Here is a 15,733-nt window from a genome sequence, read left to right as displayed (position 1 = left end):
CAGGACGCGGCGAGGCGGTCTCACTCCTGACGGCGCCGCACCGAGGCCATCCGCCGGTACAGCTCGACGGCCTCCTCGCGCCGCCCCAACTGCTCCAGGCACTGGGCCTCGTCGCCCAGGCTGGCGAGGGCGTCGGGGTGATCCGCGCCCAGGACGTCCTCGCGGGCCCGGGCGACCCGGCGGTAGAGCTCCAGGGCGTCGGTCCAGTTGCCGAGCCAGCCGAGGGCCACCGCCACCTCCCGGCAGCTGACCAGGGTGTCGGGGTGGTCCGGACCCAGCGTCCGCTCCCGGAGGGTGGAGACGTCGCGAGCCTCGGCCAGGGCCTCCTCCCAGTGGCCGAGGCGGCCCAGATTGACCCCGAGGCCGTGCCGGGCGCGCAGGGTCTCGGGGTCGGTGGGGCCCTGGGCGCGGGTGCGGTCGTCGACGAGGGCGCGGTAGAGCGCCAGGGCCTCCGCGCTGCGGCCGAGCCGGCCCAGGCTGATACCGACCTCGTAGCGGGCCGCGAGGGCGTCCGGGTGCTCGCGGCCGAGGGTCCTGCCGCGGGCGTCGGCCACCTCCCGGTAGATGTGCAGCGCCTCGCTCCAGCGGCCCAGCCGGCCGAGGGCGTACGCGACCTCGTAGCGGGTGACCAGGGTGTCGGGGTGGTCGGGGCCCAGCACCCGGGCGCGGGCGGCGGCCACCTCGCGGGCCACCCGGCGGCAGTCCTCGAGCCGCCCCAGGCGGCCGAGGTTGAAGGCCAGGTTGTGGCGGCAGCGCAGGGTGTCGGGGTGCTCGGCGCCCATCGTCCGCTCGCGGGTCGCGAGCACGGCGGCGTAGACCTGGTGGGCCTCGAAGTGACGGCCGAGGCGGCTCAGCGCGAACGCGGTCTCCTGCCGGGCGGCCAGCGTGTCCGGGTGCTCGGGCCCGAGCACCCGCTCGCGGCCCGCCGCCACCCGCCCGTACTCGCCCAGCGCGTCGCCGTGGCGGCCCAGCCGCCCGAGGGCGAAGGCCGCCTCGTAACGGCTGATCAGGGTGTCGGGGTGGTCGGGGCCGAGCACGCGCTCCCGCTCGGCGGCGACCTCCCGGTGCGTCCGGCCCGCCTCCTCCCAGCGGCCCTGTAAGGCCAGGCTCATCCCGACGGTGTGCCGGACGGCGAGCGCGGCGAGCAGGCTCGGCGGCGGGGGCTCACCGGCGGGCGCGCGCGGCGCGGCTGGCGGCGGCGCCGGGCCGCCGGCCCACGCCCCGGTGAGCCCGCCCGCCCCCGCTCCCCCGCCGGTCCACGCCCCGGTGAGCGCGGCGGCCTCGCCCGGGGGGCCCGGCCGCGCCCCGGCCCGGCCGGCCGGGTCCGCCGCGGTGCCGGCGGTCATGTGCCGGGCCCAGTCGGGCAGCTGCGGCGGCCGCCGCGCGGGGAGCTCCGCGGGGAGCCCCGCGCCGGGGCCTGGCAGGGTCCACTCCGGGACGAGGGGCTGCCCGGCGCCCCAGGTCGCGCGGGCCAGGGCGATCCGCTTGGCCAGGTCGGAGGCGTCGCGCGGGCGGTCCTCGGGGTCCTTGGCGAGCAGGTCGAGGATCGCCCGCTCAAAGAGCTCAGGGATCTCGGGCCGGTGCCGGCGCGGCGGCTCGGGCGGGGTGTCGCGGTGGCCGACGAGCACCGCCCAGGCGTCGTCGAGATGGAACGGCGGCGCGCCGGTGGCCAGTTCGTACAGCACACAGCCCAGGGAGTACAGATCACTGCGGTGGTCGACGGACCCATCCGCGATCTGCTCGGGCGACATGTAGTGCGGGGTGCCCATGGCGATGCCCGTCCCGGTCAGCCGGGCCGTGAAGTCGATGTCATGGCCGAGCCGGGCGATGCCGAAATCGCAGATCTTCACCGAGCCGTCGGCCAGCCGCATGATGTTGGCGGGCTTCAGGTCGCGGTGGACGATCCCCTGATCGTGGGTGTACGCGAGGGCGACGGCGAGCTGGCCGGCCATGTCCAGGACATCAGGGACGGGCAGCGGTCGCCGCTCGTTGTCTTCCAGCAGCTGGCTGAGGTTGCGCCCCTCCAGCAGCTCCATCACCAGATACAGAACGCCCTCGTGCTCCCCGAAGTCGTGCACCACGGTCACCCCGCGGTGCTGTAGCGACGCCGCGACCCGCGCCTCGCGGCGGAACCGCTCACGCAGCACGTCCATGAAGGACGGGTCCCGCTGCTGCCCCATCGGCTTGAGGCACTTGACGGCGACGCGCCGCCCGAGCGACTCGTCGAGCGCCCGCCACACCTCGCCCATGCCCCCGCGCCCGATGAGATCGAGCAATCTGTACCGGCCCTGGATCAGTCTGGTTTCCGCCATGGTCCCCCTGACTCCGGCGGGAGTGCCGCCCCCGCCGCCCCCGTGAAAGCCGACGGCTCGTCAGCGAGCCCTCGGCGCATCCCCGTTGTCCAGTATGGCGGCGTTTTGGCGCAACTTGTAGACCGACGCTCGACGGCCCGCAGGATGTGCTGGGGCGGCAGCTGCCACCGGAGGGGGGCGGAATGCGGCGCAGCGCCCGCCCGGCGGGCGTGGGCGCCGGGCGGCCGTACAGCTCATGGGCGTACGGGGGCAGACTCGCGCAGGCGAGCGCCGCGACGCGCCCCCACAGCACCGCGCGCGCCGGCACCAGCAGGGGGTGAACGGGAGGTCTGCACAGAAAGGCGATGAGGCGGGCGATGCGCAGCGGCCGGCCTCAGACGTCCTTACGGAAGTCGGAGTTCCGGGTGACGCCGCGCACCGCGAGCGGGTGCAGCGCCTCCGCGGGTGGCCCACCGTTCAGATCCGGCCCGCTCGGCGCTGCCGCCGGAGCAGCAGGGCTCCGGTGCGGGTGGGCCGCGGGCGGAAGGGGCCCGGGAACACGGATGAGGAGCTAACGGCGCACCCTCGGCATCCCCAGGCCGATCCAGGAGATGATCTCCCGCTGCACCTCGTTGTTGCCGCCGCCGAAGGTGAACACCACGCTGCTGCGGTAGCCGCGCTCCAGCTCACCGTGGAGCACCGCGCCCGTCGAGCCCTCCTTGAGCGGGCCTGCCGCGCCGACGACCTCCATCAGCCAGGCGTAGGCGTCGCGGCGCGCCTCGGAGCCGTACACCTTGACCGCGGAGGCGTCCTGGGGGGTGAGCGCCTCGCGCTGGAGGGCGTCCACCATCTGCCAGTTGAGCAGCTTCATGGCGTCCAGCCTGGCGTGGGTGCGGGCCAGCCGCCCGCGCACCCAGCCCAGGTCGATGACGCGGCGGCCGTCCGCGAGCTTGGTGTCGGCGGCCCACTGCTGGACGCCGCGCAGGGCGCGGATGGCCATCGTGCCGTGGGCGGCGAGGGTGACGCGCTCGTAGTTGAGCTGGGTGGTGATCAGCCGCCAGCCCTCGTTCTCCGCGCCGACCCGGCGGGTGGCCGGCACCCGGATGTTCTCGTAGTAGCTGGCCGTGGTGTCGTGGGAGGCGAGGGTGTTGATGACGGTGCAGGAGTAGCCGGGGTCGCTGGTCGGCACGAGCAGGATGCTGATGCCGCTGTGGGGTTTGGCGTCGGGGTCGGTGCGCACCGCGAGCCAGACCCAGTCGGCGGTGTCGCCGTTGGTGGTCCAGGTCTTCTGGCCGTTGACCGTGTAGTGGCCGGTGTGGGGATCGCCCTCGCGCACCGCGCGGGTCTTGAGCGAGGCGAGGTCGGTGCCCGCGTCGGGCTCGCTGTAGCCGATGGCGAAGTCGATCTCACCGGAGAGGATCTTCGGCAGGAAGTACTCTTTCTGCTCACCGGTGCCGTGGCGCATCAGGGTGGGCCCGACGGTGTTGAGCGCCATGAGGGGCAGCGGTACGCCCGCCTGGGCGGCCTCGTCGAAGAAGATGAACTGCTCCACAGGGCCCAGGCCGCGCCCGCCGTACTCCCGCGGCCAGCCCACGCCCAGCCAGCCGTCCGCGCCGAGGCGGCGGATGGTCTCGCGGTAGAACCGCTTCTGTCCGGCGGGGTCGGCGTAGCGGGCGTAGGCGTTGTCCGGGACCAGCTCGGTGAAGTACGCGCGCAGTTCGGTGCGCAGTTGCCGCTGCTCGGGGGTGTAGTCGAGGTGCACGGCCCCTCCTGGAGTCTCGCGTCCGCCGCGACGGCGCTGGAATCGAGGGGCACGGTAGAACGTGTTCCAACAATACGGAAGGGCCGTGGGCCCGGACGCCGCATCCGCCGAGGCGGCGTCCGGGCCTAAGCGGCCCCGGGGAAGTAGGGGTGGGTTCCTGCGTTGTCTGGCGCGGTGCATCGCAAGGCGGAGGATCGCCCTCGTAGTGGGCCTACTCGGGCGAGTCCGACAACGCAGCGAGGTGCCGTGCCAGGCGGCGCAGGGACGTGCCTCTACTTCGCCGGGGTCGCTTGGCATCCCGGCCAATCGGCCGACGGCTGCGGGCGGTCAGACCGCCCGTAGCCAATCGTCGATCAGCGCGGGATGGTCGGTGGTGACCGCGTCGGCGCCCAGGGCCACGCAGCGCGCCAGCCGCTCCGGGTCGGCGGCCGGCCAGGCGTCGACCCGCAGCCCCTGGGCGTGGCAGCGCTCGACCAGGCCGACCGTCAGCTCGGGCCGCAGCTCCGGGCAGACCCAGGTGGCCTTCACCTCCGCGGCCCGCGCGGGCAGTTCCTCCGTGGGGTGGGCGGTGATCAGCCCCCGTTCCACCCGGGGCAGCAGCCGCGCGGCGTGGTCGAGTATCTCGGCGTGGAAGGAGGTCAGCACCACACGCGGGGGCAGGGGGTCGCGCCGGTCGGACTCGGCCAGCGCGGCCACCGCCTCGGGGGCCTTGATCTCCACCTGCACCAGTCCGGGGAAGGCGTCCAGGGCCTCGCCGAGCGTGGGGATCCGCTCGCCCCCTCCGGCGTCGAGCTCCCGCAGCTCGGCCAGGAAGAGCGCGGCGACCTCGCCCGTGCCGTCGGTGGTGCGGTCCACCGTGGCGTCGTGGATCACCACGAGGTGGCCGTCACGGGACACCCGCACATCCAGCTCGACGCCCTCGGCGCCGACCCGGTGCGCGTGGCGGAAGGAGCGCAGGGTGTTCTCCGGCTCATCGGCCCTGGCGCCCCGGTGTCCGTAGACCAAGGGGCGTGGCGTGGCGGCTTGGGACGGTGTCACAGGTGCTCCTCGATGGACTCACGGTGCCGGTCCACTCCCTTGCGCAGCCGCGTGGCGACATCGGAGAACGCCTGGTGCGCGGGGGTGTTACCGGTCCAGATCTTCTGTAGCCCGGTGTAGATCTGGACATTGGCGTTGGGCACCATCATCCGCACCTGGTCGCCCTTGCGGGTGTGGGGCAGTTGCTTCACCGCGGTGGAGAAGTTGGGGTCCTCCGTGAGCAGCTTGGCCAGCGCGGGGGACTTGGTGGCGGCCGGGACCACCGGCATATAGCCGGTCTGGACGGTCCACTGGGCCGCGTTCTCAGGCCGCGCCAGGAAGCGTACGAACTCCGCCGCCGCCTGTTTGCGCTCCTTGGGCACCCGCTTGAACATGCCGAGCCCGCCGCCGCCCGTGGTCACCCCGAACTCCTTGTGGCGAGGCAGGAATCCGGTGCCCAGCTCCCAGCCGCCCGCCTTGGCCATCTCGGAGATCTTCCGCAGCCCGCCGGTGGAGGTGATCAGGGTGGCGATCAGCTGGTTGCCCATGTCGCCCGCCGGGTCGGTGGACATATAGGCGATGCGGTCCCGGTGGACCAGCTTGCGCTGCCACTCCCCCGCCGCGACGGTGGCCTCTTGGTCGATGGCCACGTCCAGGCCGTTGGAGTAGGCGCCGCCGTACTGCCAGGCGGTGCACTGGAACTGCCAGTCCCCGTCGATCTTCTGGTACGCCTCCAGGGCGACCCGCTTGCCCTGGGTCTTCAGTTGGGTGATCTCCTTGGCCCAGCCGTACATCTCCTCCCAGGTCTCGGGCGCCCGGTCGGGCACCCCGGCCTTCTTGAAGAGGGTGCGGTTGAAATAGAAGAGCGGGGTGGAGCGGGCCAGCGGAAGCCACCAGTGGTGGCCCTTGACGCGCCCCTCCCCCAGCAGCTTGGCGTTGTAGGTGGCGCGCAGCTCGCCGGGGTCGATGTAGTCGTCCCAGGGCTCGAGCGCGTCCCCGAAGTAGAAGCGGTACCACTTCACATCGGACAGCACGCACAGGTCGGGCGCCTGGCCGGCGAGCAGCCCGACGACCGCCTTCTGGGCGCACTCGTCGTACGTGCCCTGGAACTGGACCTCCACATAGATGTCGCGCTGGTCGCGGTTGAACGTGTCGGCGAGCTCCTGGAGGGCGCGGCCGGGCACGTCCGCGAAGGTGGACCACAGGACGACGCGGGTGCGCCCGGAGTAGCGGTCGGGGACCGATCCGCCCGGCTGGTCCACCGGCCCGGTGGTGGTGGAGCAGGCGCTCAGCAGCGCGGCGGCCGTGGGCGCCCCGGCCGCGAGGGTGAGGAAGCGCCGGCGGCTGGGGAGGCTCTGGCTCACTTCCCGGCTCCCTGGGTCAGCCCGGCGATGATGTAGCGCTGGGCGATGAAGAAGACGACGAGCACCGGCAGGATCACCATCACCGTGCCGGCCAGGATGGCGCCCCAGTTGGCGTACGTCTCCTGGTCCCGCAGAAAGAGGAGGCCGACGGGGAGGGTGCGCATATCGGCGCTGCTGGTCACGATCAGCGGCCAGATGAAGTCGTTCCACTTGGTCACCATGACCACGATCGCGACGGTGATCACCATGGGCCGTGACATGGGCAGCACGACGCGGAAGAGCGTGCGCAGATGGCCCGCACCGTCGATCCGGGCCGCGTCCACGACCTCCTTGGGGAGCGTCAGCATGTGCTGGCGCAGCAGGAAGGTGCCGAAGACCGACCCGAGGCCCGGGGCGATCAGGCCCGCCCAGGTGTTGACCCAGCCCAGCTGGGCGACGGTCAGGAAGTTCGGCAGCAGGGTGACATGGCCGGGGACCATCATGGCGCCCAGCAGAAAGAGGAACAGCCACTTCTTGCCGGGGAAGGGCAGGAAGACGAAGGCGTACGCGCACAGCAGCGCGGAGCACAGCTCGATGGCGGTGCCGACGACCGAGACCACGAGGGAGTTGAGGAAGAACCGGTCGAAGGGGGCGGCGTTCCAGGCGTCGGAGAAGTTGCTCCAGCGCAGGTCGGTGGGGACCCAGTGGGGCGGATAGGCGTAGATCTGGGGGTTGGTCTTCAGCGCCGAGGAGGCCAGCCAGTACAGCGGGCCGGCCGCGATGAAGGCGACCAGGACGAGGAGCGCGTACAGGCCCAGGCGCCGGGCCCGGCCGCCGGGGCGGCGGGAGGGCGCCGCCGGGTCGAGGGCGGTCACTGGTAGTGCACCTTTCGCTCGAGGTAGCGGGCCTGCCCGGCGGTGATCAGCAGCAGCACCGCGAACATGATCATCGCGCCGGCGGCGGCGCGCCCCGCGTCGAAGGCGCGGAATCCCTGGTCGTAGATGAACCAGCTGAGGGTGGAGGTGGAGGTGCCCGGTCCGCCGCTGGTCATCATGGCCAGCACGTCGAACGCCTGGAAGGTGCTGATGGTGCAGGTCACCAGGAGGAAGAAGGTGACGGGTGAGAGCAGCGGGAGGGTGATCCGGCGCAGCCGTGTCCACGGCCCGGCGCCATCCAGGGCGGCCGCCTCGTACACCTCCCTGGGCAGGCCCTGGAGCCCGGCGAGATAGACCACGGCGACGAATCCGGTGTTCTTCCAGAGGTAGACCAGGATCAGGCCGGTCAGCGCCCACTTCGAGTCGGTCATCATCGCCGGGGCGGTGAGCCCGAGCGGGTCCATCAGCGGGCGTATCAGCCCGTAGTTGGGGTCGAACACGAACAGCCACAGGGTGCCGACGGCGGCCCCGGAGAGCACATACGGGGCGAAGGTCAGCGTCCGCACCACGTTCCGGCCGCGCAGCTTCTGGTTGAGGAGCAGCGCGGTGGCCAGCCCCAGGACGATGCCTCCGGCCACGATGCCGACGACGAAGAGGACGGTGATCCACAAGGTGGCGCGGAAGTCCGGGTCGGTCAGCAGGTCGGCGTAGTTGCCGAGACCGACGAAGTCCTTGGCCGGGGAGATCATGTCCCAGTCGGTCAGGCTGAGATAGGCGTTGTAGACCACCGGCCAGTAGGCGAAGAGAAGCAGGAACAGGAAGTTCGGGGCGGCGAACGCGGCGAAGAGCAGATAGTCGCGCCGTCTGCGCCTGGCGCGCAGACGGCGGCCGGCGTCGTCGATGGCAGACAAGGGGGAGTTGATCCTTCCGAACTGCGCCCCGAGGGGCCCCCAGCTACCGCTGGGAGGTACCCCCGAGGGAACGTGCTGGTAACAGCCCCAAGGGATACCAACAGAGTTGACGAGAAGGAAACACCTTGTCGTGTTACAACTTGGCCTACTTCACATGCCCGGCTTGATATTTCTCACTTCTCCCGTGAACAGGCCGTCAGGAGTCCGGGCCTCAAGTCCGGAGCCCGGGCCTCAACTCCCGCCCTCCCCTTGCGGCGCGCTGTCGTCCGCGCCGCGCCGGGTGGTCCGTACGGGCTCGCCGGGGCGCCAGGTCTGGAGCACCGGATCGGAGCCCTCCACGGCGGTGCGCACCACCTCGGTCACCTCCACACGGAAGAGGTGGAAGGGCTCCGGTGGGTGGACCTCCTCGGCGAAGCGGGCGAGCATCTCCGGGTCGGTCACCTCCACGGCGCGCCCGCTGACCCGCACATCGCCGCCGTCCATCCCGGTGTCCGGCCCGGGGTTGGCGTGGATCGCGAAGCGCGCGTCGCGCCGCAGGTCCAGGGCCTTGCGCGAGTCCGGCATCATGCCGAGCCACATCTCACCGAAGCGGAAGTCCGCCTCCAGGCCGGTCACCCGCGGGCTGCCGTCCTGGCGCAGGGTGGCCAGGACATGGTGGCGGTAGCGCTGGAAACGCTCCCGCACCACGGCGGAGAACTCGGGCTCCGCCGCCTCGAACCCGCCCCAACTGGTCGTCGTCGCAGTCATCATGGGGCCCATGCTCCCGGGATTGCCGGACTCCTTCTGTCGTGATCGCACCTCGCGCGCCTGGTCCGGGGGCAGATGGGCGATCCAGCCCGTCCCCGGCAGCGGGTAGGCCACCCAGGTCTGGGCGTAGGCCGGGGGGCGCGGCCGGGAGCGGTGGGTGAGCAGGGCGGTGGGTTCCCGGGCGGACCGCAGCACCAGCGCCGCCGGGGCGATGGACCGGTTGTTCCCGCTGGTCTGGGCGGAGGCGCAGCCCGCGTGGTACGCGATGGGCAGCGCGCGGTCGCCGGCGACCAGGCACGGCGGCCGCAGCCCCAGCCGGTGCAGCGCGGCCGCGGCCGTACGGTAGCTGCCGTTGACCCTCTCGGACTGCGCCGCCGAGCGGCCGAGCACCACGTACTGGGAAGCCAGTTGGAGGGTGATGACCACGCCCACCGCGACCGCCACCGGCTGCGGGGAGCGCGCGGCCTTGACGGTGCGCAGCGCCAGCTCGGCGATGGGGAGCGCGAGCAGCGCGTAGGAGGGCATCAGGAAGCGCGGGGCGAAGTAGCCGATCAGCAGCAGATAGGGAAGGGCGAGCGCGGTGGCGCAGACGATCGGCAGGATGCTCAGCGCGAGCGAATGGCCGAGGTGCGGGGCGCCCGGGCGGGAAACGCGCTCCCGGCGGTCGCGGCGGTCCCGCACGGCCATGACGATCGCGGCGGCGGTCAGCAGCGGCAGCGCCAGCCACCACGCGGTCAGCTCCGGGTGGCGCAACGGGACCTCGCACGGGCGGCACAGCTGCGGCCCGTTGAGGCTGCGCAGCGCGGCCCCCACGTTGAAGTGGAGCCCCATGCCGCCTTCGACGTCGCTGGAGACCTTCAGCCGGTCCATGATGCCGCCGAAGCGGGCGTACGCCTCGCCCACCCACTGCATGGCGCCCAGCGCGAGCCCGCCGAGCAGCGCGGGCAGCGCCGGCCGCCAGGCCCTGACGACCACGGCCGCGCCCAGCAGCGGCAGCGCCAGCCAGCCTCCGTCGGGGGTCCGTACGAGGGTGACGCCCGCGATGACAGCGGCCAGCCACCAGCGCGCGTTCCGCTCTGCGGGGAGGCGCAGAAACCAGCCGACCGCGGCCACGGCGCCGAGCGCCACCCACAGGTTCGGCATCACCGCCGGTCCGCTGATCTGGGTGATCCACAGCCCGGCGAACAGGAGTGCGGCCAGGGCGACCGTGCCCGGGCCGAGCAACCGGCGCCACACCCGGAAGGCGGCGTACAGGGCGACGGCGGACAACACCGCGAGGAGTACTCGCAACACCGGAATGGAGGACGTCACCGCGACGACCGGGGCGACCAGCATGCTGATGCCGCGGGAGCGCGGGGCGCTGAAGTACGCGGCGGGGTTGCGCGGGTCGACCTGGGAGACATACACGGACTCGTCCCAGCCCAGCGCGTGCCCGATGTGCGGGACGACCACGAGGAGCTGGACGAGGGCGTAACCGGCGGCCACCAGCGCGAGCCAGGGCGCGGAGCGCCGACGGCGCGCCGGCTCGAAGGGCTGCGGGCGCGGGCGCGGGGTGGCGGCCGCCGGTGCGGCAGTGTTCTCCATGCGCGAACCATATGATGATTTTGTACCTTTTTCTCCGCATTGATCCATTCAGCTCAGCACACACGGGGGTGCCATGCGCGCCTGAGATCCGTAGGATTTTCATCCCGCAGACAGCTCCACTCCGGCGGAGAACGGACACGCATATGAAGATGCTGATCAACGTCGCCGAGACCGTGGTCACCGATGCCCTGCGCGGACTGGCGGCCGCTCACCCCGAGTTGACGGTGGACATCGAGAACCGGGTGATCGTCCGGCGGGACGCCCCCGTCGAGCGCAAGGTGGGGCTCGTCTCCGGCGGCGGATCGGGGCACGAGCCGCTGCACGGGGGGTTCGTCGGGCCCGGGATGCTGGACGCGGCCTGCCCCGGCGAGGTCTTCACCTCCCCCGTGCCCGATCAGATGGTGCGGGCGGCGGCCGCCGTGGACAGCGGCAACGGCGTCCTGTTCATCGTCAAGAACTACACCGGCGACGTGCTCAACTTCGACATGGCGGCCGAGCTCGCCGAGGACGAGGGCGTCCAGATCGCCAAGGTCCTGGTCAACGATGACGTGGCGGTAACCGACAGCCTCTACACCGCCGGGCGGCGCGGCACCGGGGCCACGCTGTTCGTCGAGAAGATCGCCGGCGCGGCGGCCGAGGAGGGCGCCCCGCTGGACCGGGTGGCCGCCCTCGCCCGGCAGGTCAACGAGTCGTCGCGGAGCTTCGGCGTCGCCCTCAGCGCCTGCACCACCCCCGCCAAGGGCAGCCCGACCTTCGACCTCCCCGCCGGGGAGCTGGAGTTGGGCGTGGGCATCCACGGCGAGCCCGGGCGCGAGCGGCGGGCCATGATGACCTCGCGCGAGATCGCCGACTTCGCGGTGGACGCGGTGCTGGAGGACCTGCGACCCGACAGCCCGGTCCTCGTCCTCGTCAACGGCATGGGGGCGACACCGCTGCTGGAGCTGTACGGATTCGCCGCCGAGGTGCACCGGGTGCTCGGCGAGCGCCAGGTGGCGGTGGCACGTACGCTCGTCGGCAACTACGTCACCTCGCTCGACATGGCGGGCGCTTCGGTGACCCTGTGCCAGGTCGACGAGGAACTGCTGCGGCTGTGGGACGCACCGGTACGGACCGCCGGGCTGCGCTGGGGCTGCTGACCGGGACCGGCCCCGCCATCGATCCGTACGCTGGCGCCGGGCCCATCGACTGAGGAGGCGTCTGTGCCCAACTCCGTGTCCGACAGGGAAACCGCCGGCGAACCGGTGCTCGACACCGGCTTCGTCCACCGCTGGCTCACCGCGGCCGCCGCCGCCATAAGCCGCGAGGCCGCCAGACTGACCGACCTTGACTCGGCCATCGGCGACGCCGACCACGGCAGCAACATGCAGCGCGGCTTCACGGCCGTGACCGCCGCGCTGGAGAAGGAGCCGCCGGACTCTCCGGGCGCGGCGCTCATCCTGGCCGGACGTCAGCTGATCTCCAAGGTGGGCGGCGCCTCGGGCCCGCTGTACGGGACGCTGCTGCGGCGGGCGGGCAAGGCGCTCGGCGACGCGGAGCAGGTCACCCTTCAGGAGCTGGCCGGCGCGCTGCGGACCGGCGTGGAGGCGGTGGCCCAGCTCGGCGGCTCCGCGCCCGGCGACAAGACGATGCTGGACGCGCTCGTCCCCGCGGTGGAGGCGCTGGCCACGGACGGCGGATCCTTCGAGGCGGCGAGCGAGGCCGCGGACAAGGGCGCGCTGGCGACCGTACCGATGCTCGCGCGCAAGGGCCGGGCCAGCTATCTGGGTGAGCGCAGCATCGGCCATCAGGACCCCGGCGCCACGTCCTCGGCACTGCTGTTCGCGGCCTTCGAGGAGGTGGCCCGATGAGCGTGTCTTGGCGCGCTGCGCGGGCTGGACTGAGGAGCCGCGCAGCGACGAAGGAGCGAGCAGTGACGAAGGAAGCCCGCGCGTCGGAGCGCGCCGAGACTGAGCGGGAGGAGGGGCGCGTGTCTTGGCGCGCTGCGCGGGCTGGACTGAGGAGCCGCGCAGCGACGGAGGAGCGAGCAGTGACGAGGGAAGCCCGCGCGTTGAAGCGCGCCGAGACTGAGCGGGAGGGAGGGGCATGAGCGGCTCGGGTGCGGAGAAGCTGGTCGGGGTGGTGCTGGTGTCGCACAGCGCCGCGGTGGCCGAGTCCGTTGCCCACCTGGCCATCGGGCTGGCCGGGGGCGGCGGCACCGCCCCGGTCATCGCCGCGGGCGGCAACCCCGACGGCGGCCTCGGCACCAGCCCGGAGCTGGTCACCGAGGCCGCGCACGCGGTCGACCAGGGCGCGGGGGTGGCGATCCTCGTCGACCTGGGCAGCGCGGTGCTGACCGTGAAGGCGCTGCTGGCCGAGGGCGACGAACTGCCCAAGGACTCCCGGCTGGTGGACGCGCCGCTGGTGGAGGGCGCGGTGGCGGCGGTCGTCGCCGCCTCGGCCGGGGCGAACGTGGACGCGGTCACGCGGGCGGCGGAGGAGGCGTACGACTACCGCAAGGTCTGAGGCCGTCCCTGCGGGCCTTGTCCGGCGTAGTGACAGGGGCGGTCCCGGTTGGTTGAATGCGCCGAGCGCTTTCCGGCCGACCCCTGGAGCGTCCCTGTGCAGATCTCGCGTCGTGCCCTGCTGTCGCTGGTCCCGGCCGCGACCCTGTCGGCGGTGGCGCCCTCGGCGGTGGCGCGGCCCCGGCACGCCCGGGCCGCGGGCCACGCAGAGGTGCTGGACAACGCCGTCGCCGTCCTCGCCGGCACCGCCGACTCCAACGCCCGGCCCGAGGTCGCCGCCAAGCTCGCGGCCATCGGCTCGACCGCCCGCGCCCGGCTGACCGCCCTGGACGGCGCGGGTCCGGGCGAACTGTTCCGCGGCCTCCCCCTCGGGACCAGCGACACAAATCTGACGACGTCGTTCCAGTACCTGTACGAGATCGCCCTCGCCACCCGCGTCCCCGGCGGCGAGGCCCCGGGCCCGGGTGACGACACCGCGGTCCAGCGGCGGGTCATCGACGGCCTGGCCCGGCTCCACGACGACTACTACGGTGACCAGTCGAAGGGCTACTACGGCAACTGGTTCAACTGGGAGATCGGCATCTCCTCCCAGCTGACCCGGACCCTCGTGCTGCTCAGGGACGAGCTCGCCGCGTACCGCCCCGATCTGACCGCCACCTGCGTCGCCTCGATGGACGCCTACCTCCGCAACGGCAAGGGCGGCGACGTCGACCTCGACTCCCGCTTCCACACCGGAGCCAACCTCGCCGACATCACCACGAACCGGATCCTCCAGGGCGCCGTGCTCGGCGACGACGCCCGTATCGAGAAGGCCGTGGCCGACCAGCTGACGGTCCTGGCCACCATCGACCCCTACCAGCTCAGGCACGACGTCACCGACGGCTTCTACGCCGACGGGTCGTTCCTCCAGCACGCCTCCGTCGCCTACACCGGCTCCTACGGCAAGGGCCTGCTCACCCGAGTCGTCCAGACCATCAAGATCCTCGAGGGCACCGGCTACGCCGAGGGCGAGGACCTCGTCGGCACCGTGCGCGACTGGGTGGTGCGCGGCTTCGCGCCGCTCGTCTTCGAGGGCTGGATGATGGAGATCGTCAAGGGCCGCGGGGTGTCCCGGACCACCACGGGCTACACCGATGTCGCGGAGGTCGTCGAGGCCGTCGTCGACCTCTCCGCCTACGCGGCCGAACCCGACGCCACCGCCCTCAAGGGCTACGTCAAGTACGTCCGGCAGGCCTCCAGGGCCGCCCTCGACCCGGCGCGCTTCGTCTCCCCGGTCAGCGTCGCCCGCTACGCCGACATCCTCGCCGACCCGGGGATCGCGGCGAAGGACCTCAACCCGGCGGAGCGGAACGTCGCGTTCAACGCGATGGACAAGACCGTCCACCGGCGCCCCGGCTATGCGTTCGCGCTGGCCAGGAGCTCGCCGCGGATCAGCAAGTACGAGTACATGAACGGCGAGAACCTCATGCCGTGGTTCCAGGGCGACGGCGCCCACTACCTCTATCTCTCCGGCCAGGACCAGACCCAGGCCTACGGTGTCGACTACTTCACCACCGTCTCGCCCTACCGGCTGGCCGGCGTCACCACGCCCGTGGAGACCCGCCGCACCGTCCCCGAGCTCTACGGCGGGCTGTGGTACGACAACCCGGAGCGCGGATTCACCTCCTCCTCCGAGTCGCAGAACACCTATGTCTACTTCCCGCGCGGCGCGGGCGGGCTCTCCGGCGGCGCCTGCCTCGGCGCGTACGGCGCGGCCGGCCTCGTCCAGGCCGACGATGTCGCGTACGCCGCCCAGCAGGCCGGAACCCTCCCGGACGACTTCGTCGCCTACCGCAACGCCCGCGCCACCAAGTCGTGGTTCATGCTCGACGACGAGATCGTCGTCCTCGCCGCGGGGGTGGGCGATCCGGCCGGACGCGCGGTGACAACGACCGTCGACACCCGCGTCGCCCTGCCGTCGGACGCCATCGCCCTCACGGGGCGGCTGCGCGACGGCACCCCCTGGTCCGGCACCGGTACCGCCCCGCTGGCCTGGCTGCGCTACGCCGACGCGGGCCAGGGCACCGCCGTCGGATATGTGTTCCTGGAGGGGCGGCGACCCACCGTGGCACTCGATGTGGTCACCCGCAGCCGCCGCGCCGTCCGCCTGTCGAACCCCGACACCATGGTGACCAAACAGGTCTTCTCCGTGTCCTTCGAGCAGCCGGCCGGCGCGCCGCCCGCCGCGATGGCCTACGCCCTCGTCCCGAACGCGTCCGAGCGGCAGCTGATGTCGTACGCCCGCGGGCCGGTGTCCGTCCTGGTCAACACCGCCCGTGTGCAGGCGGTGCGGCACAGGGGGCTCGGCCTGGTCGCCGCCAACGCCTTCGTCCACGGCTCCCACCGGGCCGGACCGCTGTCGATCGACGGCCCGGCGTCGGTGATCCTCCGTGAGGGGCGCCGCGGCACCGTGTCGGTGGCGGTGGCCGACCCGACCACCGAGCGCGACACGGTCTCGGTCGTCATCGGGGGCCGCGCCCTGCGGGCCGTCACGGCGGACGACGGCGTGCGCGTCGACCGGGTGCGGGGTGGCACCCGGATCCGCGTCAACACCCGCCACGCCTACGGACGGAGCTTCACGGCCACGCTGGCCGGGCACCACCGGGCCGAGGGGTAACGGGCGGCCCCGGAGGCCAAGGGCTCCAAGCCTTTCTCGCCGTGGG

At 72.6% G+C, this 15,733-nt stretch carries 11 protein-coding genes and 1 pseudogene; 4 read left to right on the top strand and 8 right to left on the bottom strand.

What is annotated here, in order from left to right; all coding sequences use genetic code 11:
- Nucleotides 1–20: 20 nt before the first annotated feature.
- From ACZ4WQ_RS10530 to ACZ4WQ_RS10495, 8 genes and pseudogenes are all read right to left on the bottom strand, one after another.
- A complete protein-coding gene (locus ACZ4WQ_RS10530) occupies nt 21–2,312 on the bottom strand; it encodes a serine/threonine-protein kinase (RefSeq protein ID WP_468022155.1) in 2,292 nt (763 codons plus the stop codon).
- Nucleotides 2,294–2,652, bottom strand: a pseudogene (locus ACZ4WQ_RS10525) (hypothetical protein); the annotation flags it as partial. The gene ACZ4WQ_RS10530 and the pseudogene ACZ4WQ_RS10525, both read right to left, overlap by 19 nt.
- 210 nt (nt 2,653–2,862) lie before the next feature.
- Nucleotides 2,863–4,053, bottom strand: a complete 1,191-nt coding sequence (locus ACZ4WQ_RS10520) for an acyl-CoA dehydrogenase family protein (protein ID WP_311723104.1) — start codon at nt 4,051–4,053, stop codon at nt 2,863–2,865.
- Between the two features lie 327 nt (nt 4,054–4,380).
- The gene (locus ACZ4WQ_RS10515; RefSeq protein ID WP_311723105.1) at nt 4,381–5,091 is read right to left on the bottom strand and encodes a glycerophosphodiester phosphodiesterase; all 711 of its coding nucleotides are present in this window, start codon (nt 5,089–5,091) and stop codon (nt 4,381–4,383) included.
- Complete coding sequence (locus tag ACZ4WQ_RS10510) at nt 5,088–6,434, bottom strand: ABC transporter substrate-binding protein (RefSeq protein WP_468022154.1); 1,347 nt, start codon at nt 6,432–6,434, stop codon at nt 5,088–5,090. The genes ACZ4WQ_RS10515 and ACZ4WQ_RS10510 overlap by 4 nt, the downstream gene beginning before the upstream one ends.
- Nucleotides 6,431–7,288, bottom strand: coding sequence for a carbohydrate ABC transporter permease (locus ACZ4WQ_RS10505; protein WP_468022153.1), 858 nt, complete (start codon nt 7,286–7,288; stop codon nt 6,431–6,433). The genes ACZ4WQ_RS10510 and ACZ4WQ_RS10505 overlap by 4 nt, the downstream gene beginning before the upstream one ends.
- Nucleotides 7,285–8,199 carry a carbohydrate ABC transporter permease gene (locus ACZ4WQ_RS10500; protein ID WP_311723108.1) on the bottom strand — a complete coding sequence of 305 codons (915 nt, stop codon included), beginning with the start codon at nt 8,197–8,199 and terminating at the stop codon, nt 7,285–7,287. Before ACZ4WQ_RS10500 ends, ACZ4WQ_RS10505 begins: the two co-directional genes overlap by 4 nt.
- Nucleotides 8,200–8,430: 231 nt before the next feature.
- Nucleotides 8,431–10,530, bottom strand: coding sequence for a pyridoxamine 5'-phosphate oxidase family protein (locus ACZ4WQ_RS10495; RefSeq protein ID WP_468022152.1), 2,100 nt, complete (start codon nt 10,528–10,530; stop codon nt 8,431–8,433).
- Between the two features lie 143 nt (nt 10,531–10,673).
- Between ACZ4WQ_RS10495 and dhaK the strand changes: the two genes are divergently transcribed.
- From dhaK to ACZ4WQ_RS10475, 4 genes are all read left to right on the top strand, one after another.
- Nucleotides 10,674–11,666, top strand: coding sequence for a dihydroxyacetone kinase subunit DhaK (gene dhaK, locus ACZ4WQ_RS10490; protein ID WP_468022151.1), 993 nt, complete (start codon nt 10,674–10,676; stop codon nt 11,664–11,666).
- Between the two features lie 63 nt (nt 11,667–11,729).
- A complete protein-coding gene (gene dhaL, locus ACZ4WQ_RS10485; RefSeq protein ID WP_468022150.1) occupies nt 11,730–12,377 on the top strand; it encodes a dihydroxyacetone kinase subunit DhaL in 648 nt (215 codons plus the stop codon).
- Nucleotides 12,378–12,612: 235 nt separating this feature from the next.
- The gene (locus tag ACZ4WQ_RS10480; protein WP_468022149.1) at nt 12,613–13,032 is read left to right on the top strand and encodes a PTS-dependent dihydroxyacetone kinase phosphotransferase subunit DhaM; all 420 of its coding nucleotides are present in this window, start codon (nt 12,613–12,615) and stop codon (nt 13,030–13,032) included.
- Between the two features lie 96 nt (nt 13,033–13,128).
- Nucleotides 13,129–15,687: a polysaccharide lyase family 8 super-sandwich domain-containing protein gene (locus ACZ4WQ_RS10475; RefSeq protein WP_468022148.1), complete on the top strand. Its 2,559-nt coding sequence runs from the start codon at nt 13,129–13,131 to the stop codon at nt 15,685–15,687.
- Nucleotides 15,688–15,733 lie beyond the last annotated feature (46 nt).

It is taken from the genome of Streptomyces sp. NPDC028305, from assembly GCF_055569495.1.
The sequence above is the reverse complement of the archived record's forward strand: the minus strand, read 5'-3'. Positions and strand labels throughout refer to the sequence as shown.